Origin of the sequence: Mesorhizobium sp. C264A (genome assembly GCF_040324515.1) — a bacterium.
Taxonomy (GTDB): Bacteria; Pseudomonadota; Alphaproteobacteria; order Rhizobiales; family Rhizobiaceae; genus Mesorhizobium.
Window position 1 is genome coordinate 2,682,695 of sequence record NZ_JAMYVY010000001.1, and the last position, 26,610, is coordinate 2,709,304.

Genomic DNA, 26,610 nt, shown 5'->3' on the forward strand with positions numbered 1-26,610 from the left:
ATCGGCACGCGGCCAACCGAAGTTCATACTGAGCGATAGGCCGGCGGCTTGACCGCCCTCGCCGATCGGCATTGCCTTCGTGACGCGGGCAATACAGCGAGAGCATTCGATGCGACTTGGCCTTCAATGAGACTTTCTGGCAAACGAGCACTGGTGACCGGCGGCTCAGACGGCATCGGCCTGGCGATATCGGAAGCTTTCTTGCGCGAGGGCGCCGACGTGCTGATCGTCGGCCGCGACACCAGCAAGCTCGAGACCGCCCACGAGACACTTGCGGCGGCGGGCAACGTCGGCACCCAGTCGGCCGATCTCTCGACCTCTTCCGGCATCGATGCCGTGGTCGATCGCGCGAAAGCAACCGGCCCACTCGACATCCTCGTCAACAATGCTGGGGTCGCTTATCTGGTGCCGTTCGAGTCCGTCACCGAGCACCAATTCCAGCAATCCTTCGCGCTCAATGTGACGGCGGCGTTCTTCCTTACCCAGCGGCTGCTGCCGCATCTCGGCGCCAACGCCTCCGTCATCAACATCTCGTCCTACTTCGCCGACAAGATGATCCCGAAGCGGCCGTCGAGCCTGTATTCCTTGTCCAAGGGCGCGCTGAATTCGCTGACCAAGTCGCTGGCCTTCGAGCTTGGTCCGCGCGGCATCAGGGTCAATGCGATTGCGCCCGGCACGGTCGACACCGCCATGCGGCGCAAGTCGATCGACAACCTGCCGGCGGCAGCGCAGGCCGAGCTGAAAACCTATGTCGAGCGCAGCTACCCGCTCGGCCGCATCGGCCAAACCAGCGATCTTGCCGGCATCGCCGTCTATCTGGCCAGCGACGAGGCGGCGTGGACCAGCGGCGGCATTTTCGCGATCGATGGCGGGTATACGGCGGGGTGACCGTTTGGACGGCCCTCGGCCTCGAACAAGCGGAGCACTTGACCAAACTTCCGATACCGCGTCTGTCTGCAGATTGAGCAATGCTTCAGACATTCGTGGTGCCATGCCGTCTATCGATCCACTGATCCTCTTCTACACAACGTTCTTCAGCAAACCCGTCGATATCGCGTCGATACAGTGCGAAATGCCCGGGCGGTGGACACTGGACAAACGACGGATTTCCGAGGCCGCGGCAGTCGTCTTCCATATTCCGAACTTTCGCGAAGTGGGCGATGCCTACAAATACCCTGGTCAATATTGGGTCGCCTGGTCGATGGAATGCGGCCAAAACTACAAGCGACTTGCCGACCCCAAAATCATGCGGCACTTCGATATCATCATGACGCATGAATCCCGGTCCGATGTCTGGGTACCCTACCTTCCGCGTGCGGTGTGGTGGAAAGATGCGCTGGCCAGACCAATCGTGCCGAAAACGGAAGAAGCGCCGGTCGCACTCTTCCAGTCGGCCGGCCTGAATTATAGCGGCCGTGTCGATTTGGCGAACGAACTGGCGCGCCACATCAAGATCGATTCCTATGGCCGATATCGCAACAACCGATCGGTCTCTGGCCCCGATCTGGGCTCGAAGACCAAGATCGAAACCATTGCGCGGCACAAATTCTGCCTGGCCATGGAGAACTCGATCGAGGCCGACTATGTCACCGAGAAAATCTATGACGCGTTCATGGCCGGCACGGTGCCGATCTACCTTGGCGCTCCCAATGTGGACGAGTTCGTTCCGGAGCACTCCTTTATTGACGCCAGTGCCTTCGCCAGCGCCAGCGATCTTGCAGCCTATCTCCAGCACCTGATCGCAACGCCGCAAGACTACGAGGCTTATTTCGACTGGCGCTCAAAGCCATTGCCCGACAACCTCGTCAAACGGGTGCAATCATTGGAAACACCCGCGTTCTGCAGACTGATGAGCGTCGTGCGCCAGCGTCTGGAGGCGCGGACAAGCACGCCTTCCGGACGGCGAACACTTCCGTTCGGCTATAGATCCTATCTCAGGACAAAGCTGCGCCGTTGGAGGAAAAAGGTTCCGAGCTGACGGTCCGCGATCAGGCGCGCTTTCAGCAAAATACGGAGGACAAAGAGCGTCTCTTGCGACGTCGAGACGGCTTCGACCTTGCCGCCATGCATCTTGGAAATCTCCGAGGCTATGTGGAGGCGCTCCCAGGGTGGACTTGAAATTCTCGGTTTCGCGATCCGAAGCTCGATCCAGATGCGATGCCGGATTTTGGTCGGGAAACTGAACAGAAGGACAAGTGCATAAGCTACCTCATCGCTGCTGTTGCCAGTGAGACGCCGGCACGGATGGTAGTTTGTGTGGCAGCGTCGCTCGTAGGTAGAGTAGGTAGACATGAATTGCGCATCGCTGATCCTCGGGGAAGTTTGCGTAGAGCAATCCGCCAGCTCGACATGATCTTATCGAGCTAAATCCGCAAGTTTCCGTCCACTTCATGGGATCAAGCCGCACTGAGGAGCAATTTCCTTCACACGAAAGTGGAGGGTGCAGGATCCCGAAGGGCGGCGCTACTGCTTCAACCGATTTACTGCCTGCCGGCCGCAATCTCTGCTTGAAGGCCATTGTGCAACGCGATACGCCGTTGCCGAATTCGATCGTCGGAGAGACAAGTGACCGCTGCCAGGACCAGAACCGAAACCGACACGTTCGGCCCCATCGAGGTTGCCGCCGACCGTTACTGGGGCGCGCAGGCGCAGCGTTCCCTCGGCAATTTCAGGATAGGCTGGGAAAAGCAGCCGGCCTCGATCGTGCGTGCGCTCGGCATCGTCAAGCGAGCGGCGGCGGAAGCCAATATGGAGCTGAAGCGGCTCGATCCGGAAGTCGGGAAGGCGATCATCGAGGCGGCGCAAGAGGTGATCGACGGCAAGCTCAACGACCATTTCCCGCTGGTCGTGTGGCAGACCGGCTCGGGCACGCAGTCCAACATGAACGCCAACGAGGTGATCTCTAACCGGGCGATCGAACTTCTGGGCGGCGTCATGGGCTCGAAGAAGCCGGTGCACCCCAACGACCACGTCAATATGAGCCAGTCGTCGAACGACACCTACCCGACAGCCATGCACATCGCTTGCGCCGAGCGCATCGTGCACGATCTGCTGCCGGCGCTTAGGCATCTGCACGCCGCGCTCGAGGTCAAGACAAAGGCCTTCGCCCACATCATCAAGATCGGCCGCACCCATACGCAGGACGCGACACCCCTCACGCTGGGCCAGGAATTTTCCGGCTACGCCGCGCAGGTGGCCTCTTCGATCAAGCGCATCGAGATGACGCTGCCCGGCCTGCAGGAACTGGCGCAGGGCGGCACCGCCGTCGGCACCGGCCTCAACGCGCCGGTGGGCTTTGCCGAAACGGTGGCGGCGCGCATCGCCGAAATCACCGGCATCGCCTTCGTCACCGCGCCGAACAAGTTCGAGGCGCTCGCCGCGCACGATTCCATGGTGTTCTCGCATGGCGCCATCAACGCGGCGGCCGCCGCCCTCTTCAAGATCGCCAACGACATCCGCTTCCTCGGCTCCGGCCCGCGCTCGGGCCTCGGCGAACTGTCGCTGCCGGAAAACGAGCCGGGTTCCTCGATCATGCCGGGCAAGGTCAACCCGACCCAATGCGAGGCTCTGACGCAGGTCTGCGTGCAGGTGTTCGGCAACAACGCCTCGCTGACCTTCGCCGGCAGCCAGGGCCATTTCGAGCTCAACGTCTACAACCCGCTGATGGCCTACAACTTCCTGCAGTCGGTGCAGCTGTTGGCCGACGCTTCGATCTCCTTCACCGACAATTGCGTCGTCGGCATCGAGGCGCGCGAAGACAACATCAAGGCCGCGCTCGACCGCTCGCTGATGCTGGTGACGGCGCTGGCGCCGACGATCGGGTACGACAATGCCGCCAAGATCGCCAAGACCGCGCACAAGAAGGGCACCACCTTGCGCGAGGAAGCACTGGCCACCGGGCTGGTCAGCGAGGCAGACTACGACCGGCTGGTGCGGCCGGAGGACATGACGCATCCGGGTTAAGCGATTCCAGGGGAAGTGCCTTCCTCGAAGCGCGCAGCCCTTCCTCTTTGGAATTGCGTCAACTAGAAATCCGAATTGTGTGGCGGGACAATTTGCTCCCGCCGCTGCTGGCCGCGACAAGAATTTTGCGTCGGTCGAACGATCCCGAAATGTACGTCCTGTGAACAATGTGTCGCCGGACTGGCGGCTTTGGTGAACAGTCGGCTTGGTCTATCTGACGGGACATCAACCCTTTTCGGAGAGCCACCATGTCCATCAACACTTCCGCTGCCGGCGCCGGCATCGCGTCCAACAGCTCCACCACCATCCTGCTCGGCCGCATCCTGCTCGCCGCCATCTTCCTGCTTTCCGGCTTCGGCAAGCTCACCGCCATTTCCGGCACCGCCGGCTATTTCGGCGCCATGGGCCTGCCGGTGCCGACCATAACGGCCATTGTCGTCGGCCTGATCGAATTGCTCGGCGGCCTTGCCGTGCTCGTTGGCTTTCAGACCCGCATCGCCGCCTGGGTGCTCGCGGTCTTCACCATCGCCTCGGCCTTTGTCGCCCATACCGGCTGGGCCGACCAGAACCAGATGATCCATTTCCTGAAGAACGTCGCCATCACCGGCGGCTTCCTGCTGCTGGCTTCCTCAGGCCCTGGCACCTACTCGATCGACGCCAAGCGCGGCTGAGCTTTCCCTTCCCAGGCCTGAAAAAAGCGGCGTGGAATTTTCCACGCCGCTTTTTCGTTGTCTGCCCAAGCGCACGCTCGACCCATCCCTGCTAGGATCGGTCTCGAAACAGCCGGCGGACAGACATCGGAGATGACCATGCCCCGCGATGCATTGCTTCTGATTTCCCGGCTGCTGCTCGCCGTCCTGCTCGTTCCCTCCGGCTACCACGCGCTCGCCGACATTGCCGGGACGACCGGCTATTTCGCCGGCCTCGGCATGCCATTGCCGACGCTTGCCGCCTGGGGCACCGGGCTGTTCGAGTTGATTGCCGGTCTCTTGATACTGGTCGGCTTTCAGACGCCGGTCGTTGCGATACTTCTTGCCGCTTTCTGCATCGTTGCAGGCTCCATCGGCCACTACGGCCAGGGCGGCGATGACCCGATGCTCACCTTCCTGCACCAGCAGATGCTGATGAAGGATATTGCCATCGCCGGTGGATTCCTGGCGCTAGCCATGGCCGGCGCCGGGGCCTGGTCGATCGACGGGCGCCGCGCCGCGGTCTGATATCGTCAAATATCGTCCCGGTTGAACCATCCGTGCCAGGTCGACCCCCACTCCGTCTCGGCTTCGTCGAGCCACCTCTCCCCCGATCGACGGGGTAGAGGAAGTGCGCGAGCCTATTGCCGCCAACGCTTTCCAACGAGGCTCCCTTCCTTTCCCTCCGGAGGGGGAAGGTGGCGGTGCGAAGCAGCGACGGATTGAGGAAGCCGGTCCTCGAACGCGAGGCCGACGACGACATGGTTTTGCTGTCAGGCCGCGCCTACTTCACCGACACGCTCTGCCCACCCTCGACCGCCAGCACCAGCCGGCGGTTGGTGATCCGCGCCAGTTGCGCCAGCCGTCCTGCCGGGCGTTCGCCGTAAAGATCGGAAAGTGAGGCCGGCAGCACCAGCGCCAACGTGCCATTGCCGCGGTTTTCCCATTTCAGCCGCGGCATGACGCCGGGCATGGCCGCAGTCAGCAGATAGACGACGCGCAGCACCGCCGCCAGGATGCGGGCGCGCTCGAGATAGCGCGGCGTCGCCAGGCCGCGGATTTCCGGCGCCGCATCGTTGAACACGCCTTCGTGGCGGAACAGGCCGACCAGCGCCAGGAAGGCACGGCCGGGGTGATCGACGCCAATGAAGGAGGCGTGGGCAATGATGTTGAGCGACTGCTTGCCGCGATATTCCGGGTGCGCGCGCCAGCCTATATCGGCCAGCAGACAGGCAGCGTGGCGATAGCGCGCCTCATCCTCCGTCTCGTCGATGCCGAAGGCGGCAAAGGTCTTGTCCGTCCATTCGACAAGCTCATGCGCATGGGTGACCGAGCGCGACCGCAGCCGCGCCAGTTCCTCCGAAGCGGAGACCAGCGGATCGGCCTTCTGCTCGGCAGGGTCGAGCAGCGAATAGAGAAACCCTTCGCGCACGCCCAATGCCGAGACGATGATCTTCGACGGCTGCATCGCCGCCATGATCTCCTGCAGCACGACCGCGCCATAGGGCAGCAACGAACGGCGGTTCTTCGACACACCTTCGATGCCCTTGACCTTCTCGATCTCGCCTTTCGCCACCTGCTTCAGGAAATTGGCGGCGCTTTCGACACCGATCTCATAGTGGTGCATGACGCCAAGCGGGTAGTTGGTCATTTCCATGTGCAGCCGGGCAAGGTTTCGCCAGGTGCCGCCAACGGCGTAAAAGGGCCGTCCCAGCCCGCCCTTCAACAATTTGGCGCGCGCCAGTTCGTCGCGGGTGATCTTTGCCGCCTGGGCGAGCGAATTCCTGGCCATGTCCTGCAGCCGCAGGCCACCCAGCGGCAGCGTGATGCCGTCGCCGATCGCCTCGCCATTGATGTCGATAAGCTCCAGGCTGCCGCCGCCAAGATCACCGGCAATGCCATTGGCGGGGTGGAAGCCCGAAATGACGCCAAGCGCCGAATAATGCGCCTCCTGCCGGCCAGTGAGCACGCGGATCTCGGTCTTGAGCACATCCTGGGCGCGGTGGATGAAATCGGGGCCGTTGATCGCTTCGCGGGCCGCGGCTGTTGCCAGCACAAACATGTGCTCCGCACCCGCCTGATCGGAGAGCGCGCGGAAACGGCGGAACTCCTCCATCGAGCGCGTCACCGCCTCGGGATCGAGCTTGCCGGTCGAAACGATGCCGCGGCCGAGGCCGGCCAGCATCTTTTCGTTGAACAGCAAGGTCGGCGAGCGCGCCAACCCTTCATAGACGACAAGGCGGATCGAGTTCGAGCCGATGTCGATGATGGACAGCGGCCGGCGATCCTGCAGCCGGCCTTGGGACGTTGAAATCATCAGCCGGTGTTCTTCTTGCGACGCTTAAACTGCGCGATGCGCTTGGGCGCATGCGACTTCAGCGCGTCACCCCGTCCCGACAGGCTCGGATTGGTCATGAAATATTCCTGCGCGTTGAACGGTTCCTCACCCTCCTCCAGCACGACGCGCCGGGAGGTTCCGTCAGCCAATACGTCGAAACTTTGCTGGTTGTCCATGATGTTGCCCAGCATGATCTGGCCAAGGATCTGTTCATGCACCGTCGGATTGGTGATCGGCACCATGGTCTCGACGCGGCGGTCGAGATTGCGTGGCATCAAGTCGGCCGAGGCGATGTAGACGATCGCCTCGTCCGACGGCAGGCCATGGCCGTTGCCGAAGCAATAGATGCGGCTGTGTTCGAGGAAGCGGCCGACGATCGACTTGACCCTGATGTTTTCCGACAGGCCGGGCACCTGCGGCCGCAGGCAGCAGATGCCGCGCACGACGAGATCGATCTCGACGCCGGCACGGCTGGCGTCATAGAGCGCGTCGATGATGTTGGGATCGACGAGCGCGTTCATCTTCATCCAGATGCGCGCCGGACGGCCAGCCAGCGCGTAGGCGACCTCGTCGGCAATGTGCTTGAGGATACGGCTGCGCAGCGTAAACGGCGAGATGGCGATCCGCATCTCATCGGTCGGCTCGGCATAGCCGGTGATGAAGTTGAACAGCTGGGCCACATCGCGCGCGATCGTCGGATCGGTGGTGAAGAAGGACAGGTCGGTGTAGATGCGCGCGGTCACCGGATGGTAGTTGCCGGTGCCGAGATGGACATAGTTGCGCAGCTTGCCGTCCTCGCGCCGCACTACTAGCGACATTTTCGCATGGGTTTTGAGTTCGAGGAAGCCGAACACGACCTGGACGCCGGCGCGTTCGAGGTCGCGCGCCCAGCGGATGTTGGCTTCCTCGTCGAAGCGCGCCTTGAGCTCGACCAGGGCGGTTACCGACTTGCCGGCCTCGGCCGCGTCGACCAAGGCGCGCACGATCGGGCTGTCGTTGGAGGTGCGGTAGAGCGTCTGCTTGATCGCCACCACCTCGGGGTCGGCCATCGCCTGGCGCAGGAATTGGACCACCACGTCGAAGGATTCATAGGGGTGGTGGACGACGATGTCCTTCTCGCGGATGGCCGCGAAACAGTCGCCGCCATGCTCGCGGATGCGCTCGGGAAAGCGTGGATTGTAGGGGGTGAACTTCAGGTCGTCGCGTGGCACGGCGACGATCTCGGAAATCTGGCTGAGCGCCAGCGGGCCGGTCAGAACGCTGATGCGGCTCGAAGAGACGCCAAGCTCGCCGGCGACGAACTCGCGCAATTCGCCGGGCATCGACTTGTCGAATTCGATGCGGATGACCGAACCGCGGCGGCGCCGCTTCAGCGCCGTCTCGAACAGGCGCACGAGATCTTCCGACTCTTCCTCGACCTCGATATCGCTGTCCCGGATGATGCGGAAGGTGCCGGAACCCTTGACCTCATAGCCGGGGAACAGCTTGCCGATATAGAGGCCGACAGCCTCCTCCAACGGAATGAAGCGAACGTGCTGCTTGCGGTCGGGCAGACGGATGAAGCGCTTCAGCGCCACCGGCAGGCGCAGAAGCGCGCTCATCTCCTCGCCATTCTTGCGATGGCGCAATTGCAGCGCCATCGAGAAGCCGAGATTGGGAATGAACGGAAACGGATGCGCCGGGTCGATCGACAGTGGAGTCAGCACCGGGAAAACCTGGTCCTGGAAATGGTCTTCCAGCCAGACTTTTTCATCCTTGGTCAGTGCATCGCGGGTGATGCTCTCAATGCCTTCCTTGTTGAGCAGCAACATCAGCGCCGAAAGGCTGTTCTGCTGGTCCTCCTGCAGCCGCTCGACCTCGCGCAGCAATTGTTCCAGCTGCTGCTCCGGCGTGCGGCCGTCGGGGCTCTTTAGCGCAATGCCTTCGCGCACCTGGCCCGCAAGGCCGGCGACGCGGACCATGAAGAATTCATCGAGATTGGCGGCCGAAATCGACAGGAAACGGACGCGTTCGAGCAGCGGATGGTGCTCGTTCTGTGATTCCTCGAGCACACGCCGGTTGAACTGCAGCCAGGAGAACTCACGGTTGACGAACCGATCGGGGTTGCCGCCCTCGGGGCTCGCCACCTCGACATTGATGAATTCGCTCTGCACCGGCTTCAGTTCGTTCATGGTTCCTGCTCTTCCCCGCCAACCGTCCCTTGGAGCGCCGTTGGACGTGCCATGCCTCTAACACGCTTTTGTGACGCATGACCCCTTCGGCGAAAACCGTTCCGATTTCAGGGACATGCACTTAACCGGCTCAACGTATCCTCTGACAGGCTTTTGCGACAGTTTCATTTCATCGATCTTGCAAACAGGCCTGTTATGTTCCAGATGCTTTTCGACGAGATCAAGGAGACGACGATGGCAGGCGGTTCCATTCCCCATTTCCAGAACGATGCGGGCCATCCGGCAATCGACATCGGCGTCAAGGAATTCATGTGCACCGGCGCCAACCCGCCCTTCGACCACCCACATGTGTTCCTCGACATGGGCGACGACAATGAAAAGGTCTGTCCCTACTGCTCGACGCTCTACCGCTATTCGGCGAAGCTGAGGGCGACGGAAACGCTGCCGGCTGGTTGCCTTTATATCGACCAGGCCGCCTGATCCTTCCGCGACAAGCCCGATGGAAGACATCAGGTCCCGGCAGGTCATAATCGCCGGGGCCGGCATCGCCGGGCTGACCGCTGCCCTTGCCTTCGCCGGACGGGGTTATCCGGTAAAGCTGATCGAACAGGCACAGCACCTCGACGCGGCCGGCGCAGGCATCCAGCTTTCGCCCAATGCGACGTGCATCCTTGGAAAGCTCGGCGTTCTCGACCGGCTGCTGCCGGCAGCCTCGCGGCCCGAAGCGGTGGTGCTGAAGGATGCAGCGACGCTGCGTGAGCTGGCGCGGGTACCGCTCGGGCGCGCCGCCGATGCGCGCTGGCAGTCGCCTTATCTCGTTGCTCACCGCGCAGATCTGCAGGCAGCGCTGTTGCCGCAAATGGCTGAACGGCCGGAGATTGAGCTCATCACCGGCGCCCGCGTGACCGGCATCGTCAAAGACGCGCAATATGTCGCCGTGACCGCCGAAGTGGACGGCCGCGAGATCGAGGCACGCGGCAAACTGCTGGTCGGCGCCGACGGCGTCTGGTCGGCGGTCAGGGCGCAACTCGCAGGCGAGGACTTCGTCAAAAGCCGTTTTTCGGGCGAACTCGCCTGGCGAGTCACGATCGCGGCCGACGGTGCGGCCGGAGAAGCCTTTGTCGCGATCGGCGCCGCCGACTGCGTCACCACGTTCCTGCATCCTGGCTTCCACATGGTCGCCTACCCCGTCAGCAAAGGCCGGGCCTTCAATCTCGCCGCCTTCACCAAGGGTGAGCGCATGGCCGAAGGTTGGTCGGGCCATGCCGATCCCGCGATACTCACGGCTGCCCTGCGCGGCACCGCGCCGGGCCTGACGAAGCTTGTGGCACTGGCCGGCCCATGGACGGCCTTTCCGATCCACACCGTCGAACAGAAGCGGTGGACGAGCCCGCAGGGCATCGCGCTGATCGGCGACGCCGCGCACGCGATGACGCCGTTTGCCGCGCAGGGCGCGGCAATGGCGATCGAGGATGCCATCACGCTTGCCGACGCTATCGCCGATTTCCCTGGCGATCTGCCCAGAAGTTTTCAAATCTGGGAAAATCTTCGGCGGCCGCGTGTCGCCAAGGCCGCGCGTCGTGGGGCCGTAAACCGCCTCGCCTGGCATGCTGCCGGCCCGGTGGCGATCGCCCGCAATCTGTTCCTGGCCATGCGCTCGCCCGACAAGCTCGCCGCCGACCTCGACTGGCTCTATGGATGGCGAGCGGACACTCGGCAGTCCAGATCGTCGACGTAGCGATCCTTCCCACCCCCCTCTGTCCTGCCGGACATCTCCCCCGCAAGGGGGGAGATTGGATGTCGCCGTCGCCTTCGCCAAAATCGCCGGCGTTGCAGCAGGAGCGCCGCGGGCAAAACGGCTGATCTCCCCCCTTGCGGGGGAGATGGCCGGCTGGCCAGAGGGGGGGCCGTCCCGCTGACTTCAAAAGATCCAACACTGTCGGGGTGCGGCGTAGGAGCTGCTAATTATACAGCCGCATTGAAAATCGCAGCGAGGCCGGCAGCGGGTTCCACCAGCCGGTGCGCAGGCCGGCGGTGCGCAGGCCGGCGGCTGTCCAGGTGTTACAGCCGACAAGCGCGTTGAATTGGCCGTTCGCCTCGAAGAAGCGGTCGAAGCTGGAATAGGCGGCGTTCTCGATGACGACCGGACCATGCGGCCCATGCTGGAAACTCGCGTCGATATAGTCGAGCAGCGCTGCAAAACGTTCCTCATCGATGTCGAAACCGGTGACAGCAGGGTGCGGCTCGGCGATGGTCCCGGCGATATCGACATGCATGACCGAGGCGTCCAGTGTCAGCGCCTTGAGGACGGGCACTGCTTTCAGCTGCGACCAGCTCGGCGTCTCCAGATAGAAGGCCCGGCCGCCCCAGCCAAAGACGATGTAGCGCACTTCCGGGGCGTCGACAGGGATGCCGGCAGCGACCAGGAAATGGAAGCGCCGGCGCACCTCGTCATCGACGGGAATGGCGATGTCGGTGTGGATCGGATTCTCCAGCACCAGAATTTGGCGCGTGCCCTCACCCGCCGCTGACGCCGGTCACAGCGGACGCGGCACCAGCGTGCCGAGCGTGGCAGCGAGCGCGACCACGATAATCAGCATGGCCACGAAACGCAGGGCTTTTCTCATGCGGCGCCGGCTTTGTGTTTCAATGGAGAAGATCAACCCCGACCCCAGATAGCAAAAGAGCCCGGCCGCATTACGGCCGGGCTCTTTTGGTTCGCATGAAAATGCTCAGTGCAGGATCTGCGACAGAAACAGCTTGGTGCGCTCGTGGCGCGGATGGTCGAAGAACTCGGCCGGCGTGTTCTGTTCGACGATCTGGCCCTGATCCATGAAGATCACCCGGTTGGCGACCTTGCGGGCAAAGCCCATTTCGTGGGTGACGCACAGCATGGTCATGCCTTCCTCGGCCAGGCCCACCATCGTCTCCAGCACTTCCTTGATCATTTCTGGATCGAGCGCCGAGGTCGGCTCATCGAACAGCATGATGCGCGGGTTCATGCACAGCGAACGCGCGATCGCCACGCGCTGCTGCTGGCCGCCCGACAGCTGGCCCGGATATTTGTTGGCCTGTTCGGGGATCTTGACGCGCTTGAGGAAGTGCATGGCGATTTCCTCGGCCTGCTTCTTCGGCGTCTTGCGCACCCAGATCGGTGCCAATGTGCAGTTCTCCAGGATGGTCAGATGCGGGAACAGGTTGAAGTGCTGGAACACCATGCCGACCTCGCGGCGCACCTCGTCGATCTTCTTGAGATCGTTGGTGAGTTCCTTGCCGTCGACGATGATCTTGCCCTTCTGGTGCTCTTCCAGCCGGTTGATGCAGCGGATCATGGTCGATTTGCCCGAGCCCGAAGGACCGCAGATGACGATGCGCTCGCCGCGCATCACCTTGAGGTTGATGTCCTTCAGCACATGGAACTCGCCATACCATTTGTGCATGCCGATGATGTCGATTGCGACATCGGTGGTCGAGATGTGCATCTTCTTGGCATCGACCTTGATCTCTTCGGCGCTGACGGCGTTTTCTATGACCATGGCAGGTTCCCCTTTTTGTTCTGTCTTTTAGCTATGATGCATGTCGTTGTCCCAAAACCGCTAAACACTTTTGGGCGACATGCATCAACGTTTGTGGCCGGTGTCGAGCCGGCGTTCCGTGTACATCGAATACCGCGACATGCCGAAGCAGAACAGCCAGAAGACGAAGGCTGCAAAGATGAGACCGGATCTCGCGGTCTGTGGGGTCGCCCAATTGGCGTCCGAGAAGTTCTGCTTGACGACGCCAAGCAGGTCAAACATCGAGATGATGATGACGAGGCTTGTGTCCTTGAACATACCGATGAAGGTATTGACGATGCCGGGGATGACCAGCTTCAGTGCCTGCGGCAGCACGATCAGCACCATCTTCTGCCAGTAGCCCAGGCCAAGCGAATCCGCACCCTCATACTGGCCCTTGGGGATCGCCTGCAGGCCGCCGCGCACCACTTCGGCCATATAGGCGGCGGCAAACAGCGAGACGCCGATCAGCGCCCTGAGATATTTGTCGAACGAAACCCCGGCGGGCAGAAACAGCGGCAGCATGACGCTGGCAAAGAACAAAACGGTGATCAGCGGGATGCCGCGAACGAACTCGATAAAGACCACGCACAGTGTCTTGACGATCGGCATCTTGGAGCGCCGGCCAAGCGCCAGCACGATGCCCATCGGCAGCGACACGGCAATGCCGACAAAGGACAGGCTCAGCGTCACCAGCAGCCCGCCCCATAGCTGGGTCTCCACATGCGGCAGGCCGAAGATGCCGCCGACCAGGAGCACGAACGCGATGATCGGCAATGCCAGGAATAGAAGAATGGCGTTCAACCCCTTGCGCGGCACGCGTGGCATCAGCAACGGCACCAGCAGCGCCACGAACAGGACGGCGACCAGGATCGGCCGCCAGCGCTCTTCCAGGGGATAGCGGCCAAGCATCAACTGGCCGAACTTCGCGTTGACGAAGGCCCAGCAGGCGCCTGACCAGCCGTCCGGCTGGATGCCGCCTTGCGCCACCGTGGCGCATACAGTCCGGTCCGGCCCCGTCCACTGGGCGTTGATGAAGGCCCAGTTGACGACGGGCGGCACGATCATCACCACCAGCGCAATAGCCACTACAGTCAGGATGACGTCGCCCACCGAACCGATCAGGTTCTTGCGAACCCAGGCCAAAGGCCCCCGCACGCCGGCCGGGGCTTGTTGAGCGAGTGCCATTTCGGTCCGCACCCAGGAGGTATCATGTTCCTGCATGGTCTTACCTCTCCACCAGCGCCATCCTGGCGTTGACCACATTCATCACCGCCGACGTCACCAGGCTGATGATGAGATAGACGACCATCATGATCAGCACACCCTCGACCGCTTGACCGGTCTGATTCAGCACTGTGCCGGCGATCGCCGTCAGGTCGGGGTAACCGATGGCAATGGCCAGCGACGAGTTCTTTGTCAGGTTGAGATACTGGCTGGTCAGCGGCGGGATGACGATCCGCATGGCTTGGGGAACGACGACAAGCCGCAGGATAGATCCCGGCCGCAGCCCCAGGGCGCCAGCCGCTTCGGTCTGACCCTTGCTGACGCCGAGAATGCCGGCGCGCACGATCTCGGCGATGAAGGAGGCCGTGTAACAGGACAGCGCCAAATAGAGAGACAGGAACTCCGGCCCGATCTGAAAGCCTCCGGTCAGGTTGAAGGTCGATTGCTTTGGAAAGTCGAAGCTCAAGGGAAAGCCGCTCAGCGAATAGGCCAGGAGCGGAAGGCCGACGATCAGCGCCGCCGAAGTCCAGAATACGGGAAACTGCTGGCCGGTTGCCATTTGCCGCTGGCGTGCCGTGCGCGCGACAAAAAAAGCCATGGCGATGCCGACAAGCAAGGCGACAAACATCAGCCAGGAGCCGTCGCCCCAGATAGCGCGCGGAAAATAGAAACCGCGTTGGTTGAGGAAAGAGCCGAACGGCAAATTGAAACTGTCGCGAGGCGCCGGCAGTACCGCGAGCACGCCTGAATACCAGAAGAAGATCACCAGCAGCGGCGGGATGTTGCGGAACACCTCGACATAGACCGTGCAAATCTTGCGAACCAGCCAGTTGCGCGATAACCGGCCGACGCCGACAATGAAGCCAATGATGGTCGCGGTGATAATGCCGGCAACGGCGACGATAATGGTGTTGATAAGCCCGACGACAATGGCCTGGCCATAGGTCGAATCAGAATCATAAGCGATGGGCCTGACTGGAATGTCAAAGCCTGCTCGGTTGTTCAGGAAGCCAAAACCGGAAGTAATATGCAGGCGCTGCAGGTTGACGATGACGTTGTGGACGATCCACCAGACGCCCGCCACCAGCAAGATGACAACCACCGCCTGGAAGAAAAACCCGCGGACTTTCGGATCGTTGATGAAGGAACCGCGGCTCGGCTCCTCGCGAAGAACTTCCTGCGATGCCATTGCTCATCCCCTGGAAAGAGAAACCGGAAGGCAGATGATCTGCCTTCCGGATCACATTTCGATCAGCGGATCGGCGGTGCGTATTGCAGGCCGCCCTTGGTCCACAGCGCATTGATGCCGCGCGCGATCTTCAGCGGGCTGCCGGTGCCGACATTGCGCTCGAACATCTCACCGTAATTGCCGACTGCCTTGACGATGTTGACGACCCAGTCATTGCTCACGCCAAGGTCGGTTCCGATCTTGGTTTCGGCTTCCTGACCGAGCACGCGCTTGATCTCCGGATTATCGGAGGTCTTCATCTCTTCGACATTGGCCTGGGTGATGCCCAGTTCCTCTGCCTGCAACAGGGCGAAGTAGGTCCACTTGACGATGTGGTACCACTGGTCGTCCCCCTGGCGTACGGCGGGGCCGAGCGGCTCTTTGGAGATGATCTCGGGCAGCACGACATGGTCGGCCGGCGCACTCAGCGTCAGGCGGATGCCATAGAGGCCGGATTGGTCGGTGGTGTAGACGTCGCAGCGGCCGGCGTCATAGGCAGCGTTGACCTCTTCCAGCTTTTCGAAGACGACCGGGTTGTACTCCATCTTGTTCGCCTTGAAGTAATCGGCGAGGTTGAGCTCGGTCGTGGTGCCGCTCTGCACGCAGACTGCCGCACCTGAAAGCTGCAGCGCCGAATTGACGCCAGGCAGTTTCTTGGCGTTGATCATGAAACCCTGGCCGTCATAATAGGTGACGCCGATGAAGTTCAGGCCAAGCGCGGTATCGCGATTGATGGTCCATGTGGTGTTGCGCGACAGGAGATCGATCTCGCCCGACTGCAACGCGGTGAAGCGCTCCTTGGCGCTGAGCGGCGTGAACTTGACCTTGGAGGCATCGCCGAAGACTGCACCAGCGACAGCGCGGCAGAAATCCGCGTCGATGCCTTTCCAATCGCCTTTGTCGTCAGGCGCCGAGAAGCCGGCCAGGCCCGTCGAGACACCGCACTGGATGAAGCCCTTCGCCTTGACGGTATCGAGCGTTGTCGCCGACGCGGCCGAAGCCATCCATCCAAGCGCAGCGGCACCGAGAATGCCAATTGCAATATGTTTCATAACCCACAGACCCTTTTCTGTTTTCAGGTAAACCCTGATCCTCAGGCAAATCCTGATCTTTTCCCGCGTGAACCCGGCTCCCATCCGGCTCATTCCGGAACCTCGCGTCGTAACCGACGCCCGGCCCCTCCCATTCACGAACTGCATCGAAGGCGATTATCTCTGTGAGGTCAAGGGAAATGACCGTTTCACGACAGCTTTGAAAACCAATTGCCGCAAATGCCTGAATTGCAGACAACAGCATCAGGAAAGCAGCAAGCCCCGCAAATAAAACCGGCAAAGTCCGTCGACGCTAATCCACATCCACTCATGAAATCCGCGGCTCTGGATCGCCACGCTTTCCAGACTATTCATGGGGGAATTGGCCTATGCAAAGGGCACCGCCTGGCGGGCGCCCGCTGTTGCACGGCCAATGCCGCCGCTCTATGGCTAGCGCTTTCACCACAAGGCGAAGAGAAATGGCGACTGACGGCAACGAAATGGGTATCAACACGCGGCTTGCCCATTCGGGCAACAATCCGCACGACTATTTCGGCTTCGTCAATCCGCCGATCGTGCATGCCTCGACCGTGCTCTATCCCAATGCGTCGGTGATGGCGGCGCGCAGCCAGAAATACACCTATGGCACACGCGGCACGCCGACCACCGATGCGTTGGCGCATGCGATCGACGCGCTGGAAGGCTCCGCCGGCACAATAATCGTGCCGTCGGGCCTGGCGGCGGTGACCGTCCCGTTGCTGGCGTTTCTCTCGGCAGGCGATCACATCCTGATTGTCGATTCCGTCTACCATCCGACCCGCAATTTCGCCGACACGATGCTGAAGCGGCTGGGTGTCGAGGTCGAGTATTACGATCCGCATGCCGGCGCCGGCATCGCCAGCTTGATCAAGCCGAACACCAAAGTCGTGTTTACGGAATCACCGGCCTCCAACACCTTCGAGGTGCAGGACGTTCCGGCGATCGCCAAGGCGGCGCATGAAACGGGCGCCATCGTCATGATGGACAACACCTGGGCAACGCCGCTCTATTTCCGTCCGCTCGACCACGGCGTCGATATCTCGATCCATGCGGCGACGAAATATCCGGCCGGGCATTCGGACGTGCTGCTGGGCACAGTGTCTGCCAATGCCAACTGCTGGAAGCAGCTTTGCGAGACGTTCTACACGATGGGCTGCTGCGCCGGCCCCGACGACGTCTACCAAGTCCTGCGCGGCCTGCGCACGATGGGCGTTCGGCTGGATCACCATCAAAAGAGCGCGCTTTCGATTGCCACCTGGCTTGAAGGCCAGCCCGGCGTGGCCCGCGTGCTGCACCCGGCGCTTCCCAGCCACCCCGACCACGCGGTGTGGAAGCGTGATTTTTCCGGCTCGAGCGGCATCTTTTCCATCGTGCTCAAAGGCGGCGGCCAGAGACAGCAGCATGCCTTCCTCGATGCGTTGAAAATCTTCGGTCTCGGCTATTCCTGGGGCGGCTATGAGAGCCTTGCCGTGCCGGTCTTCCTCGGCGACCGTACCGTCGCCAAGGGCCCCTATGACGGCCCGCTGATCCGGCTGCAGATCGGGCTCGAGGATGTCGAGGACCTCAAGGCCGATATCCTGCGCGGGCTGGAAGCGGCCGCTGCGGCATGACACCAGCAAACTTGCGAAGCTGATTCCGCTGGTCGCCCAACCCGTTGAAAGGGTTGGCGAGCGACTTTCGCAGGCGATCGACGTCGCAAAGCCGCTCATGGGTCGACCAAGCGCAATGTTATTTCCCCAATGCGCGCTTTTTCGGATCGGTTTGACTTTCAAAATCGTCGGTCCAACGCCATTGCAGGCGCTGCGCGCACAATTCCAGCCTGACTGAGCTTGCCATGGCCTTTCGTCTCTTTGTCCCCATTCTCGCCGGCGCGACGCTGCGCGAGCGCCTCATCGCCTGCATCGGGGCGATGATCGGCATTGCGCTGACCGGCGCGATCGGCGCGCTGGTGCTTGGCAATGGCCCGCATGTGCCGCTGCTGGTGGCGCCGATGGGGGCGTCGGCGGTGCTGCTGTTTGCGGTGCCTGCAAGCCCGCTGGCGCAGCCATGGTCGATCATCGGCGGCAATACAATATCGGCGCTGGTCGGCGTGATCGTGGCCCATTTCGTCCATCAGCCCGTTCTCGCCACGGGCATTGCCGTGGCGATGGCGATCGCCGCCATGTCGTTCTCGCGCTGCCTGCATCCGCCGGGCGGAGCCGCCGCACTGACCGCCGTGCTCGGCGGGCCGGCCGTGATCGGTGCGGGCTTCCTGTTTCCGTTCGTGCCGGTGGCGCTGAACTCCATGATGCTGGTCGCGCTCGGCTATGCTTTCCACAGGCTGTCGCGACGCAGCTACCCGCATGTGCCGGCCCCTGCCCCGAAAAGCACGCACGGAACCATCGATCCGCCGGCTCAGGAGCGCATCGGCTTCCGGGCCGAGGACATCGATGCCGCGCTGGCTGCGCTCGACGAGACCTTCGACATCGACCGCAACGATCTCGAACAGCTGCTGCGACAGGTCGAACTGCAAGCGGCGATGCGCGCACACCGAACCATGTTGTGCGAGGACATCATGTCCCGCGACGTGATTTCGGTCGATGAACACGCGTCCGCTGATCGGGCGCGTCATCTGCTGCTCGACCACAATATCCGCACGCTGCCGGTTGTCGACAAGGACGCCAGGCTGGTCGGCACCGTTGGATTAAGGGAATTGGCGCGAGCCGACGAAGCCGTCGGAAGCGTTACCTCGACAGCGTCGACCGCCGCCGCCGGTACGCCCGCCATGGCGCTGCTACCGGTGCTCACCGACGGCCGCACCCATGCAGTCATCATCTTGGACGGGGACAGCCGCATCCTTGGCCTGATCACGCAGACCGACCTGCTTGCGGCCACGGCGCGAGTGCAGGCTGCTGACAAGCCGCTGGCGGAAGCAGTATTCTAGGCGCCGTCGGAGCCGGGCGAAAATGGCCGGGAACCTTTTGCCGGCGATGTCATCCAATGTCTATCGAGGTTTCGGACGGGGATTGGATCGAGGAACTGGCCATGCCTGCTATGTCTGTACCAATGCCCACGGCTGCTTCAAGCGAGATGCTTCTCGTGCGCCGCGCGCTGGCACGCGAAGGCAACGCCTTCCGCATCATCATGAAGACCCATAATCAGCGGCTCTATCGCATCGCTCGCGGGGTGGTGCGCAACGATGCCGAAGCCGAGGACATCGTCCAGGAGGCCTATGTCAGAGCCTTTGCCCATCTCGATGCCTTTCGCGGGGAGTCCTCATTGGCCACCTGGCTGTCGCGCATCGTCATCAACGAGGCGCTCGGCCGTCTGCGCAAAAGGCGGCGGACGGTGGCGAAAAACCCGCAAGCCGAAATCATCCAGTTCCCCCTCAATCCCAGCGACGATCCGGAGCGGACGATGGCGCAGCGGCAGATCCTCGAGTTGGTGGAACGGGCGACCGACAGCCTACCCGATGTTTATCGGACGGTGTTCGTGGCGCGGGTTATCGAGGGGCTCAGTATCGAGGAGACCGCCGAGCTGCTTGGCGTGCGGCCGGAAACCGTCAAGACAAGGCTACACCGCGCCCGCGCCCTGGTACGCAAGGCACTCGACGACCAGATCGGGCCGGTGCTGCTCGACGCCTTCCCGTTTGCCGGCCGGCGCTGCGACAGGCTGACCAGCGCCGTCATGCAGCGGCTCGGCCTGGAGAGCTGATCATCGGCTGATTTGGCCGATTTCCCCGGGAACGTTTGCCGCCGCTGCGCATCCAATGACCGTCAACTCAAAAACATGGCCCGGCGCGATCCCGCGTCCGGGCGAAGGAGACGCCATGCTTACCCGACACACCGCCGCCCTCGCTGCCTTGCTGCTGCTTGGCGCTGCCCCGCTCGCGCAAGCCGCCGACAAGCCGACGGACCCGCAGATCGCCCACATCGCCTACACGGCAGGCGTCATCGATGTGGAAGCCGCCAAGCAGGCGATCAAGAAATCGAAGACCAAGGAGGTCGTGGATTTCGCCAACGACATGGTGCGCGACCACGAAGCGGTCAACGCGCAGGCACTGGAACTGGTAAAGAAGCTGAAGGTGACGCCGGAAGACAACGCAACCAGCCAGGCGCTGACCAAGGCTGCGGCCGAGGAGCGGGCGAAGCTCGCCAAACTCGACGGCGCAGCCTTTGACAAAGCCTATGTCGACAACGAGATCGCCTACCACAAACAGGTCGACGGCGCGCTTGAAACCCTTTTGATCCCATCGGCCAGCAATGCCGAGTTGAAGAGCCTGCTGCAGACCGGCCTGAAGATTTTCCAGGGCCATGAACAGCACGCCGAGCATGTTGCAGGTATGCTGAAGTAAGGACCAGGCCATGTCGAAACGGCTGCTATGGATTGCACTGGCGCTGGTCTTCGGGACCTCACCCGTGCAGGCCGAAACCATCCAGGTCACCATCGACAAGCTTGTCTTTTCGCCGGCCACCGTCGAGGCGAAGGTCGGCGACACGATCAAGTGGGTGAACAAGGACGTGTTCGCACATACGGCTACCGTCAAGGGTGGCTGGGAAGTGATGATCCCGCCGAAGGCAACAGCGAGCCTGACCCTGCGGAAGGCGGAAGCGGTCGAATATTTCTGCCGCTTCCACCCCAACATGAAAGGTCATGTGGCCGTGACGGCGCCTTGATCCCGGTCCGCAAGCCCGTCCTGCTGCGTTGAGGCTCGCCTGGCTTCATCCGGCCGGGTGATGTGCGTCCACGAGCCGTGACAGCCCGGCTGGCGGCGTGCGATCCAGGCATCCAGCCCTTCGCGCAGATCAGCGGTCGGAGCCATGCGGGCGAACTGCTCGGCCTCGACAGCCAAGCCATCCGCGATGCTCTGGTTCAGGCCGCGCGCCACTGCTGTGAGGATCGAGGCAATTGCTGCAGGAGAATGCCTGGTCATGCGCCGGGCGAGATCAATTGCGGCGGGCATCAGCTCCTCATGCGGCACCACCTGATTGACGAGGCCGAGTTCGAGGGCGCGCGGCGGCGGGAACCAATCGCCGGTCAACAGCAGCTCGAGCGCCCGCTTGCGCCCTGCCAGCCTCGGAAGCCGCTGCGTGCCGCCGAAAGCAGGCGGCATTGCAAGGTTGATCTCAGGCTTGGCGAACAAGGCGCGGTCGCTGGCGATAGCGAGCGGCACGGCTTCGGTGATCTCGCAGCCGCCGCCGAAGGCGATGCCGTTGACGGCGGCGATGACGGGCTTGCGGAACGCCTCCAGCCTTGCGGTCAGGCGCTGTCCGCGCATGACGAAGTCGCGCAGGGCAACGTCGACGCCGATGTCCACGCTGCCTGAGAATTCATGGATGTCGCCGCCGGCGGAGAAGGCGCGCTCTCCTGCTCCAGTGAGGATGACGGCGCGGATGGCATCGTCGGTCTCGACGGCATCGAGGAGCGCAAGCAGGCGATCAATCAGCGCATAGTTCAAGGCGTTGAGCTTTTCCGGCCGATTAAGTGTGAGGATGGCGATCCCGTTGCGGGCCTCGGTGAGCACAAGCTCGGTCATGTCTTTTCCTTCCCTGTGTTTGTCGACGGAGAGGATCAGGCTTTCGGTTGTATGTATATTCACTAGTCGGTATACTTGCGTATGAGCCAAGCACCAAGCCCTACCCGCAAACGCATTGTCGATGCCGCAACGAAGCTGTTCTATGCCGAGGGGATCGGCCGCGTCAGCGTCGATGCAGTGGCGGAAAAAGCCGGGCTGACCAAGCGCACGCTCTACTATCATTTCAAGAGCAAGGACGATTTGATCGCGGCCTATCTCGACGGTCGCGACCAGCCGAACCTCAAGCAGATGGCCGGCTGGTTCGAGACGGCCGAAGGCGATGTCGAGCGCAAGGTCGAGGCGATCTTCACCAATCTGGCGCGCGTGGCGAAGCACCCGAAATGGAGAGGCTGCGGCTTTCTGCGCACGGCAGCCGAACTCGCTTCCATGCCCGGACACCCGGCCGTTAAAGCGGGCGCGCGGCATAAGCAGAATTTCGAGACCTGGCTGGCCGGCGAACTCTCAGGCCACGGCGTCGACGAGCCGCAGACCCTGGCGCGCGAAATCGTGCTTTTGATGGACGGCGCGTTCTCGATCATGCTGATCCACCGCAACCCCGACTATGTCGAGGCGGCCGGACATGCCGCTGCAACGCTGGTTCGGGCAAGGTCAGGATCGGCGACTATCCGCTAGAGCGTTCATCGTTTAATGAAGACGGCGAAACACGCTATCTCTTTGTTTTGACGCAATTCCGGACCGAAAAACCGCTTCACACTTTTTCCTGGAATTGCTCTAGAATCCAGCCGCCAGCCATGCCGTCCCGACGGCAAGGGTCAGCAGCGTCAGTGGCAGGCCGACCTTGAAGAAGGCTGAGAAGGACAGCTGCGTGCCGGCCGCCCGCGCCTGTTCGGCGACGATCAGGTTGGCGACTGAGCCGAGCAAGGTGAAGTTGCCCGCCAGCGTCGAGCTCATCGCCACCACCAGCCAGGCACGCCCGGGGTTTTCAAGGCCGGGTATGAATGGCCGCAGCGCCAGCACGGCCGGAACATTGCTCATGATGTTGGAGAGCACCGCGGTGAAGCCCGATAGACGCCAGACGTCGTCCAGCCCGAGGTTCTTGGCCGAGGCGATGATGTCGGGCGTCAGCAGCGTCTTTTCGGCGCCGGCGACAACGATGAACAGGCCGGCGAACATGAACAGCAGCGGGCCGTCGATCTCGCGGTAGATGCGGGCCGGCTTGATGGCGCGGGTGAGCAGCAGGATGGCCCCGCCGATGAGCGCTGCCTTGGCAATCGGAACGCCGGCGAAGAAGGCGATGGCCAGGCCAATGCAGACAACCACCGCCTTCAGCACCTGTCCCGGCAGCATGCGGCCGCGATAGACTTCCGGGTTGAGATCGGCGGGGCGGGCGAATTCGGCGCGGTAGACGATGCGCACGATGACGACGACCGCGACGAGGCCGAAGAGGGCAACCGGCGCCAGGGCGGCCGAAAAGGCTGGGTAGGAAATTCCCGACAGCGCGCCGATGACCATGTTCTGCGGGTTGCCGGTGATGGTGGCGACGCTGCCGCAGTTGGACGCGGTGGCGGTGGCGATCAGATAGGGAATGGGATTGCGATTGATGACACGGGTGACGTGGACGACGATCGGCGCCATGACCAGGCAGATGGCGTCGTTGACCAGGAACGCCGACAACACGCCGGTCAACAGCGTCACCATCACCAGCAGCACGAAAGGCGCGTGCGCATGCTCGATAGCGTAGGCGCCAAGCGCCCGGAAGGCGCCGGACACCTTCAGATGCGCCACCACGATCATCATGCCGAGCAGCAGCGTAATGGTGTCGAAATTGATGGCGCGATAGGCATCTTCCATACTGAGTGCGCCGATGGCGATCATCGCCGCCCCCCCCAGCAAGGCGATCCCTGCCCGGTCGAGACGGAGGCCTGGAATACGCCCGACTGCGACGCCGGCATAAGTCAGGACAAGGATCAAAAGTGCCGCTGCGCCCATCAATGTCATTGGCAGACATCCTTGTCCAAACGAACCGACGCAGGAACGGACTGTTCCCGCTCAGGCATTTGCCGGGCAGCTTTAACGCCGCTCCAGCAAAGCGAAAGCCTATAACGATCCGAATGCGAAAATCGGTGGGCAAAATCGCGGGTCGACCGATGCCGGGAGCAACCGGAGCTTGATCTTGAGACGGCCGAAATTGGGAATGAGACACGCGCGGCGGACTGCGGCGGACTGAGATCGCCATCCGCGAAACTTCCCCCTCGGAAGGCTCGTGATCTATGTGATTAAATTCTAATTTAGGCTTTCCGGGTATGGATAGCTTAGCCGTATTTCGGCCTTGGGGTTTCAGATGGTCCAGGTTCTTGAGAGGGAATGCCGTGTCTCGGAAAACGAGGCTCTGCTGGCGCGTCCGATAGAATGTCCACAATGCCACGGAACCCGCAAGGTGTTTGTCTGTGCCCGGTGGGCGAGCTCGAACGGCCATTGCTGCCCTGGAGGAACACACCGGCTCAGGTGCCCCGGTCACAGCGTCACGTGCATGGAGTGCGAAGAGAACCTTGAGCGTATCTGAAAGCGATCGCGACCATTTCCTGTTCGGAAAACGCAAAAAGCCCGCTCCGGCGAACCGGAGCGAGCTTTGCAACCATACGCCAAGAGTACCCTGCTGAGACCAGTACCCTGCCGAGAGCCGACCCGCTTTGCGTTTCCGCCACTGCAATAAATTGGTAGCGGCACTTCCAGAAAAAGCGATTGTTGGCTAACCGCCGTCGGATTACTCGCCCGACTGGCCGTCGCCAGTCACACTGCTGCCCAGAATTCCAAAGTCCTGAGACTTAGTTCCTTGTCCCGCAGTCAGGAATCCATCCGCATCCAGGCCGCGCCGCAGCAGTTCCCGCACCGCCGCGGACCGGCTTGGCATGCGCTTTTCGAAGCGCCAGTTTTCCAAGGCAGCCAATTCCTCGGCTGTCAGCATGATCTGCAGTCGCTCGGGTCGTTCCAGCTCGGCCATTCGCGCCTCCAACCGTCAAGACCAAAAATATGGTGAGTTAGTATGTGTCTCAATTGCAGTATAGCTAGGGGTCCCCGTGCAGCGCGTCAAGAGAGGCTGATGGGTGACTCACATACAAGACCAACGATGAGGAAGACACGCCGATAGCACAACCCGCGCAGTCTGCTAACTACTTGATTTACCTGAGAATATTTTATATTCTTCTTGCCATCGGAAGGTCGTTGGCGCATCTTGACCACGACGGGACAACCGGCTCCTGAAAGGAAGGTTTCCATGCGCTACGGATATTCGGCTCGGCTACGGGAGGATCTCAATTCACGGGTCCTGGGCGCGCTGCGCTCGCGCGGAATGGTCAATATTGCGGTGGTTGCCGAGGACATACGATTGCGTAACCTGGACGAGAACGTCGCCCTTGAAGATGTCGAGCGGCTTGTGATGCAGACGGCCCAACTCTACGGCGCGGTGATGGAATTGGACGGACTGACCTCCGTCGAGGCGGGGAGATTGACTTCGCTTGCCGACGATAAGCACGAACTGTCTGGCATCGGCAATTCCGACACCACAGGCGGCCAAACCGCTCCCCTGCTGGGATTGTCCTAAGGCGCGACCCGCTCTTTCAATCGACAAAATCCGCGAGAGAGATTTGGACCGAGCGCAGCGGCGCCTGGAGCGTCCAGACGACGCCTTGTTCCCCAAATTCCAGTTGTCCGGTGCCGCTAAGCGCTTGTGGTGCAACCCGCTTGAGCACGACGGAGCCAAAACCGCGGCGCGTCGTCCCACTCAGGTTCGGCGGCCTCGTTGTAGAAGGTGATGCGGCCCTGTGTGTCGATGGTGTAGGCTGCAACGGGCAACGCTTCCAACAAACTGGCGGGCCCGACACCTGGGATTCCAATCCCCGCATGTTGGATGACGTATTCCCCTACCCCAAATTCCCCACCTGCTCGATTTGCCCGTTCCGCGGTAGCTGAGATGCACGTGCGAGGTTTCGGTTCCCGTCGTCCCCTTGGGACGGCAATTGTTCTCCTCAGAAAAGGCGATCACCCGCCGGGCGGCGCCGGATCTCAGGGCTCGCGCAAATGTCGACAACGAAGCGCAACTCAGGCCGTCTTTGTCGGAAGCTCGTCAACCCGAGGCGGTTCTCCCGTTAGCCCCGCCTGACGCCAGCAACAAGTTGCCTGGAACTGTGTCGCCGATGGCAAACGACAACATTGCGGCAAACAGGCCCTGATCGGCATCCAGCTTCAAAGGCCGCGGAACGTTGTTTCGCAGCCTTTACGCTGCGCCGATGGCTTCGCATCGACAGGAACCAATCAAGGGCCAGAGCGTTTGCCGCTGCGTACTCTTCTCAGACGTAGCCAGACGGAGTGAGGGACATGGCTTCATCGGTACTTATCGGCATTCTGATCACTTTCCTGGTGATCATCCTGGTGCTCTATCTCATCCAGCGTCTGCCGCTCGATGGCCGCACGAGGCAGATCGCGCAGATCGTTGTCATCATTATCGGCATCATTTCGCTGTTGAAGTACCTGGCCGTATTTTAGGATAAGGATCGCCATGACATCCCAAACAATCGCATGGATCATTGGAACGGCGTTGTTTGCAGCAACAAGCACGGCCTACGCCCGACCCGACACGCGTTCGATGAGCTGCGAGGAGACGCAGCACCTGATCCAGAGCCATCACTCGGCGGTGTTGACGACCGGCCGGAATACTTACGATCGCTATGTCCGCCAATACGGCAACGAGTGCGACTGGCCGGAGGTGCCGGTCGCTGCCTCCGTTCCGACACGTGATGGCCAGTGCCGTGTCTATTGGTGCCGGGAACCGGTGTTCGATTTCCCGAACTGACATATC

General features: G+C 61.9%; 25 protein-coding genes and 1 pseudogene. 16 read left to right on the plus strand and 10 right to left on the minus strand.

What is annotated here, in order from left to right; all coding sequences use genetic code 11:
- The first annotated feature begins 126 nt into the window (after nt 1-126).
- The 5 genes from NKL04_RS13190 (at nt 127) to NKL04_RS13210 (ending at nt 5,180) form a co-directional block, all read left to right on the plus strand.
- On the plus strand, nt 127-888 hold the full coding sequence (locus tag NKL04_RS13190; protein ID WP_023715188.1) for an SDR family NAD(P)-dependent oxidoreductase: 762 nt from the start codon (nt 127-129) through the stop codon (nt 886-888).
- A gap of 4 nt (nt 889-892) precedes the next feature.
- Nucleotides 893-1,978, plus strand: coding sequence for a glycosyltransferase family 10 domain-containing protein (locus NKL04_RS13195; protein ID WP_245271378.1), 1,086 nt, complete (start codon nt 893-895; stop codon nt 1,976-1,978).
- A 587-nt stretch (nt 1,979-2,565) separates the two neighbouring features.
- Nucleotides 2,566-3,963, plus strand: a complete 1,398-nt coding sequence (gene fumC, locus NKL04_RS13200) for a class II fumarate hydratase (RefSeq protein ID WP_023700660.1) — start codon at nt 2,566-2,568, stop codon at nt 3,961-3,963.
- Between the two features lie 248 nt (nt 3,964-4,211).
- Nucleotides 4,212-4,634, plus strand: coding sequence for a DoxX family protein (locus NKL04_RS13205; protein WP_023700661.1), 423 nt, complete (start codon nt 4,212-4,214; stop codon nt 4,632-4,634).
- A gap of 138 nt (nt 4,635-4,772) precedes the next feature.
- Nucleotides 4,773-5,180 carry a DoxX family protein gene (locus tag NKL04_RS13210; RefSeq protein WP_023734272.1) on the plus strand — a complete coding sequence of 136 codons (408 nt, stop codon included), beginning with the start codon at nt 4,773-4,775 and terminating at the stop codon, nt 5,178-5,180.
- A 256-nt stretch (nt 5,181-5,436) separates the two neighbouring features.
- Here NKL04_RS13210 and ppx read toward each other — a convergent pair whose 3' ends face one another.
- Together ppx and NKL04_RS13220 are read right to left on the minus strand one after the other, a co-directional pair.
- Entirely contained in the window at nt 5,437-6,969 is a 1,533-nt protein-coding gene (ppx, locus tag NKL04_RS13215; protein WP_023697723.1) for an exopolyphosphatase, read from the minus strand.
- Nucleotides 6,969-9,161: an RNA degradosome polyphosphate kinase gene (locus NKL04_RS13220; RefSeq protein WP_023700662.1), complete on the minus strand. Its 2,193-nt coding sequence runs from the start codon at nt 9,159-9,161 to the stop codon at nt 6,969-6,971. Before NKL04_RS13220 ends, ppx begins: the two co-directional genes overlap by 1 nt.
- A 234-nt stretch (nt 9,162-9,395) precedes the next feature.
- Here NKL04_RS13220 and NKL04_RS13225 point away from each other — a divergent pair, with 234 nt between their 5' ends.
- Both NKL04_RS13225 and NKL04_RS13230 read left to right on the plus strand, forming a co-directional pair.
- Nucleotides 9,396-9,641, plus strand: coding sequence for a zinc-finger domain-containing protein (locus NKL04_RS13225; protein WP_023705697.1), 246 nt, complete (start codon nt 9,396-9,398; stop codon nt 9,639-9,641).
- A gap of 19 nt (nt 9,642-9,660) precedes the next feature.
- Nucleotides 9,661-10,899, plus strand: a complete 1,239-nt coding sequence (locus tag NKL04_RS13230; RefSeq protein ID WP_023700663.1) for an FAD-dependent monooxygenase — start codon at nt 9,661-9,663, stop codon at nt 10,897-10,899.
- A gap of 223 nt (nt 10,900-11,122) precedes the next feature.
- Here NKL04_RS13230 and NKL04_RS13235 read toward each other — a convergent pair.
- The 5 genes and pseudogenes from NKL04_RS13235 to NKL04_RS13255 all read right to left on the minus strand — a co-directional run bounded on the left by NKL04_RS13235 (nt 11,123) and on the right by NKL04_RS13255 (nt 16,222).
- A pseudogene (locus NKL04_RS13235) lies at nt 11,123-11,788 on the minus strand (TIGR02117 family protein).
- A 105-nt stretch (nt 11,789-11,893) separates the two neighbouring features.
- Nucleotides 11,894-12,697, minus strand: coding sequence for an amino acid ABC transporter ATP-binding protein (locus tag NKL04_RS13240; protein WP_023671483.1), 804 nt, complete (start codon nt 12,695-12,697; stop codon nt 11,894-11,896).
- 84 nt (nt 12,698-12,781) lie between these two features.
- A complete protein-coding gene (locus NKL04_RS13245; protein ID WP_023700666.1) occupies nt 12,782-13,939 on the minus strand; it encodes an amino acid ABC transporter permease in 1,158 nt (385 codons plus the stop codon).
- A gap of 4 nt (nt 13,940-13,943) precedes the next feature.
- Complete coding sequence (locus tag NKL04_RS13250) at nt 13,944-15,131, minus strand: amino acid ABC transporter permease (RefSeq protein ID WP_023700667.1); 1,188 nt, start codon at nt 15,129-15,131, stop codon at nt 13,944-13,946.
- A 62-nt stretch (nt 15,132-15,193) separates the two neighbouring features.
- Nucleotides 15,194-16,222 (minus strand): amino acid ABC transporter substrate-binding protein, encoded by a 1,029-nt coding sequence (locus tag NKL04_RS13255; RefSeq protein ID WP_023671480.1) that lies wholly within the window; start codon nt 16,220-16,222, stop codon nt 15,194-15,196.
- A 458-nt stretch (nt 16,223-16,680) separates the two neighbouring features.
- Between NKL04_RS13255 and NKL04_RS13260 the strand changes: the two genes are divergently transcribed.
- The 5 genes from NKL04_RS13260 (at nt 16,681) to NKL04_RS13280 (ending at nt 20,895) form a co-directional block, all read left to right on the plus strand.
- A complete protein-coding gene (locus NKL04_RS13260; protein ID WP_023700668.1) occupies nt 16,681-17,850 on the plus strand; it encodes a cystathionine beta-lyase in 1,170 nt (389 codons plus the stop codon).
- Nucleotides 17,851-18,074: 224 nt separating this feature from the next.
- On the plus strand, nt 18,075-19,163 hold the full coding sequence (locus tag NKL04_RS13265; RefSeq protein ID WP_023700669.1) for an HPP family protein: 1,089 nt from the start codon (nt 18,075-18,077) through the stop codon (nt 19,161-19,163).
- A gap of 101 nt (nt 19,164-19,264) precedes the next feature.
- Nucleotides 19,265-19,933 (plus strand): RNA polymerase sigma factor, encoded by a 669-nt coding sequence (locus NKL04_RS13270; RefSeq protein ID WP_023743964.1) that lies wholly within the window; start codon nt 19,265-19,267, stop codon nt 19,931-19,933.
- A gap of 115 nt (nt 19,934-20,048) precedes the next feature.
- Nucleotides 20,049-20,573 carry a DUF4142 domain-containing protein gene (locus NKL04_RS13275; protein ID WP_023697729.1) on the plus strand — a complete coding sequence of 175 codons (525 nt, stop codon included), beginning with the start codon at nt 20,049-20,051 and terminating at the stop codon, nt 20,571-20,573.
- A gap of 10 nt (nt 20,574-20,583) precedes the next feature.
- Nucleotides 20,584-20,895, plus strand: a complete 312-nt coding sequence (locus NKL04_RS13280) for a cupredoxin domain-containing protein (protein WP_023671475.1) — start codon at nt 20,584-20,586, stop codon at nt 20,893-20,895.
- Here the strand turns inward: NKL04_RS13280 and NKL04_RS13285 are convergent.
- Entirely contained in the window at nt 20,871-21,755 is an 885-nt protein-coding gene (locus NKL04_RS13285; RefSeq protein WP_023697731.1) for a crotonase/enoyl-CoA hydratase family protein, read from the minus strand. The two genes, NKL04_RS13280 and NKL04_RS13285, sit on opposite strands and share 25 nt — an antisense overlap.
- A gap of 81 nt (nt 21,756-21,836) precedes the next feature.
- Here NKL04_RS13285 and NKL04_RS13290 point away from each other — a divergent pair, with 81 nt between their 5' ends.
- The gene (locus NKL04_RS13290) at nt 21,837-22,427 is read left to right on the plus strand and encodes a TetR/AcrR family transcriptional regulator (RefSeq protein WP_023700673.1); all 591 of its coding nucleotides are present in this window, start codon (nt 21,837-21,839) and stop codon (nt 22,425-22,427) included.
- 99 nt (nt 22,428-22,526) lie between these two features.
- On the opposite strand, the gene NKL04_RS13295 is transcribed toward NKL04_RS13290, so the two are convergent.
- Both NKL04_RS13295 and NKL04_RS13300 read right to left on the minus strand, forming a co-directional pair.
- The gene (locus NKL04_RS13295; RefSeq protein WP_352445864.1) at nt 22,527-23,753 is read right to left on the minus strand and encodes an anion transporter; all 1,227 of its coding nucleotides are present in this window, start codon (nt 23,751-23,753) and stop codon (nt 22,527-22,529) included.
- Between the two features lie 766 nt (nt 23,754-24,519).
- Complete coding sequence (locus tag NKL04_RS13300; RefSeq protein ID WP_023671471.1) at nt 24,520-24,756, minus strand: hypothetical protein; 237 nt, start codon at nt 24,754-24,756, stop codon at nt 24,520-24,522.
- Between the two features lie 273 nt (nt 24,757-25,029).
- Between NKL04_RS13300 and NKL04_RS13305 the strand changes: the two genes are divergently transcribed.
- From NKL04_RS13305 to NKL04_RS13315, 3 genes are all read left to right on the plus strand, one after another.
- Nucleotides 25,030-25,356 (plus strand): hypothetical protein, encoded by a 327-nt coding sequence (locus NKL04_RS13305; protein ID WP_023727873.1) that lies wholly within the window; start codon nt 25,030-25,032, stop codon nt 25,354-25,356.
- A 773-nt stretch (nt 25,357-26,129) separates the two neighbouring features.
- Nucleotides 26,130-26,297 carry a Thivi_2564 family membrane protein gene (locus NKL04_RS13310; protein ID WP_023671469.1) on the plus strand — a complete coding sequence of 56 codons (168 nt, stop codon included), beginning with the start codon at nt 26,130-26,132 and terminating at the stop codon, nt 26,295-26,297.
- A gap of 13 nt (nt 26,298-26,310) precedes the next feature.
- Entirely contained in the window at nt 26,311-26,604 is a 294-nt protein-coding gene (locus NKL04_RS13315; protein ID WP_023814798.1) for a hypothetical protein, read from the plus strand.
- The last annotated feature ends 6 nt before the right edge of the window (nt 26,605-26,610 follow it).

Coding starts and splice junctions, on each gene's coding strand:
- NKL04_RS13240 (WP_023671483.1), bottom strand. CDS start 12,697: ATGGTCATAGAAAACGCCGTCAGCGCCGAAGAGATCAAGGTCGATGCC.
- NKL04_RS13315 (WP_023814798.1), top strand. CDS start 26,311: ATGACATCCCAAACAATCGCATGGATCATTGGAACGGCGTTGTTTGCA.
- NKL04_RS13245 (WP_023700666.1), bottom strand. CDS start 13,939: ATGCAGGAACATGATACCTCCTGGGTGCGGACCGAAATGGCACTCGCT.
- NKL04_RS13265 (WP_023700669.1), top strand. CDS start 18,075: ATGGCCTTTCGTCTCTTTGTCCCCATTCTCGCCGGCGCGACGCTGCGC.
- NKL04_RS13290 (WP_023700673.1), top strand. CDS start 21,837: ATGAGCCAAGCACCAAGCCCTACCCGCAAACGCATTGTCGATGCCGCA.
- NKL04_RS13250 (WP_023700667.1), bottom strand. CDS start 15,131: ATGGCATCGCAGGAAGTTCTTCGCGAGGAGCCGAGCCGCGGTTCCTTC.
- ppx (WP_023697723.1), bottom strand. CDS start 6,969: ATGATTTCAACGTCCCAAGGCCGGCTGCAGGATCGCCGGCCGCTGTCC.
- NKL04_RS13190 (WP_023715188.1), top strand. CDS start 127: ATGAGACTTTCTGGCAAACGAGCACTGGTGACCGGCGGCTCAGACGGC.
- NKL04_RS13230 (WP_023700663.1), top strand. CDS start 9,661: ATGGAAGACATCAGGTCCCGGCAGGTCATAATCGCCGGGGCCGGCATC.
- NKL04_RS13280 (WP_023671475.1), top strand. CDS start 20,584: ATGTCGAAACGGCTGCTATGGATTGCACTGGCGCTGGTCTTCGGGACC.
- NKL04_RS13295 (WP_352445864.1), bottom strand. CDS start 23,753: ATGACATTGATGGGCGCAGCGGCACTTTTGATCCTTGTCCTGACTTAT.
- NKL04_RS13255 (WP_023671480.1), bottom strand. CDS start 16,222: ATGAAACATATTGCAATTGGCATTCTCGGTGCCGCTGCGCTTGGATGG.
- NKL04_RS13220 (WP_023700662.1), bottom strand. CDS start 9,161: ATGAACGAACTGAAGCCGGTGCAGAGCGAATTCATCAATGTCGAGGTG.
- NKL04_RS13205 (WP_023700661.1), top strand. CDS start 4,212: ATGTCCATCAACACTTCCGCTGCCGGCGCCGGCATCGCGTCCAACAGC.
- NKL04_RS13300 (WP_023671471.1), bottom strand. CDS start 24,756: ATGGCCGAGCTGGAACGACCCGAGCGACTGCAGATCATGCTGACAGCC.
- NKL04_RS13260 (WP_023700668.1), top strand. CDS start 16,681: ATGGCGACTGACGGCAACGAAATGGGTATCAACACGCGGCTTGCCCAT.
- NKL04_RS13270 (WP_023743964.1), top strand. CDS start 19,265: ATGCCTGCTATGTCTGTACCAATGCCCACGGCTGCTTCAAGCGAGATG.
- NKL04_RS13305 (WP_023727873.1), top strand. CDS start 25,030: ATGCGCTACGGATATTCGGCTCGGCTACGGGAGGATCTCAATTCACGG.
- NKL04_RS13285 (WP_023697731.1), bottom strand. CDS start 21,755: ATGACCGAGCTTGTGCTCACCGAGGCCCGCAACGGGATCGCCATCCTC.
- NKL04_RS13310 (WP_023671469.1), top strand. CDS start 26,130: ATGGCTTCATCGGTACTTATCGGCATTCTGATCACTTTCCTGGTGATC.
- NKL04_RS13225 (WP_023705697.1), top strand. CDS start 9,396: ATGGCAGGCGGTTCCATTCCCCATTTCCAGAACGATGCGGGCCATCCG.
- NKL04_RS13210 (WP_023734272.1), top strand. CDS start 4,773: ATGCCCCGCGATGCATTGCTTCTGATTTCCCGGCTGCTGCTCGCCGTC.
- NKL04_RS13275 (WP_023697729.1), top strand. CDS start 20,049: ATGCTTACCCGACACACCGCCGCCCTCGCTGCCTTGCTGCTGCTTGGC.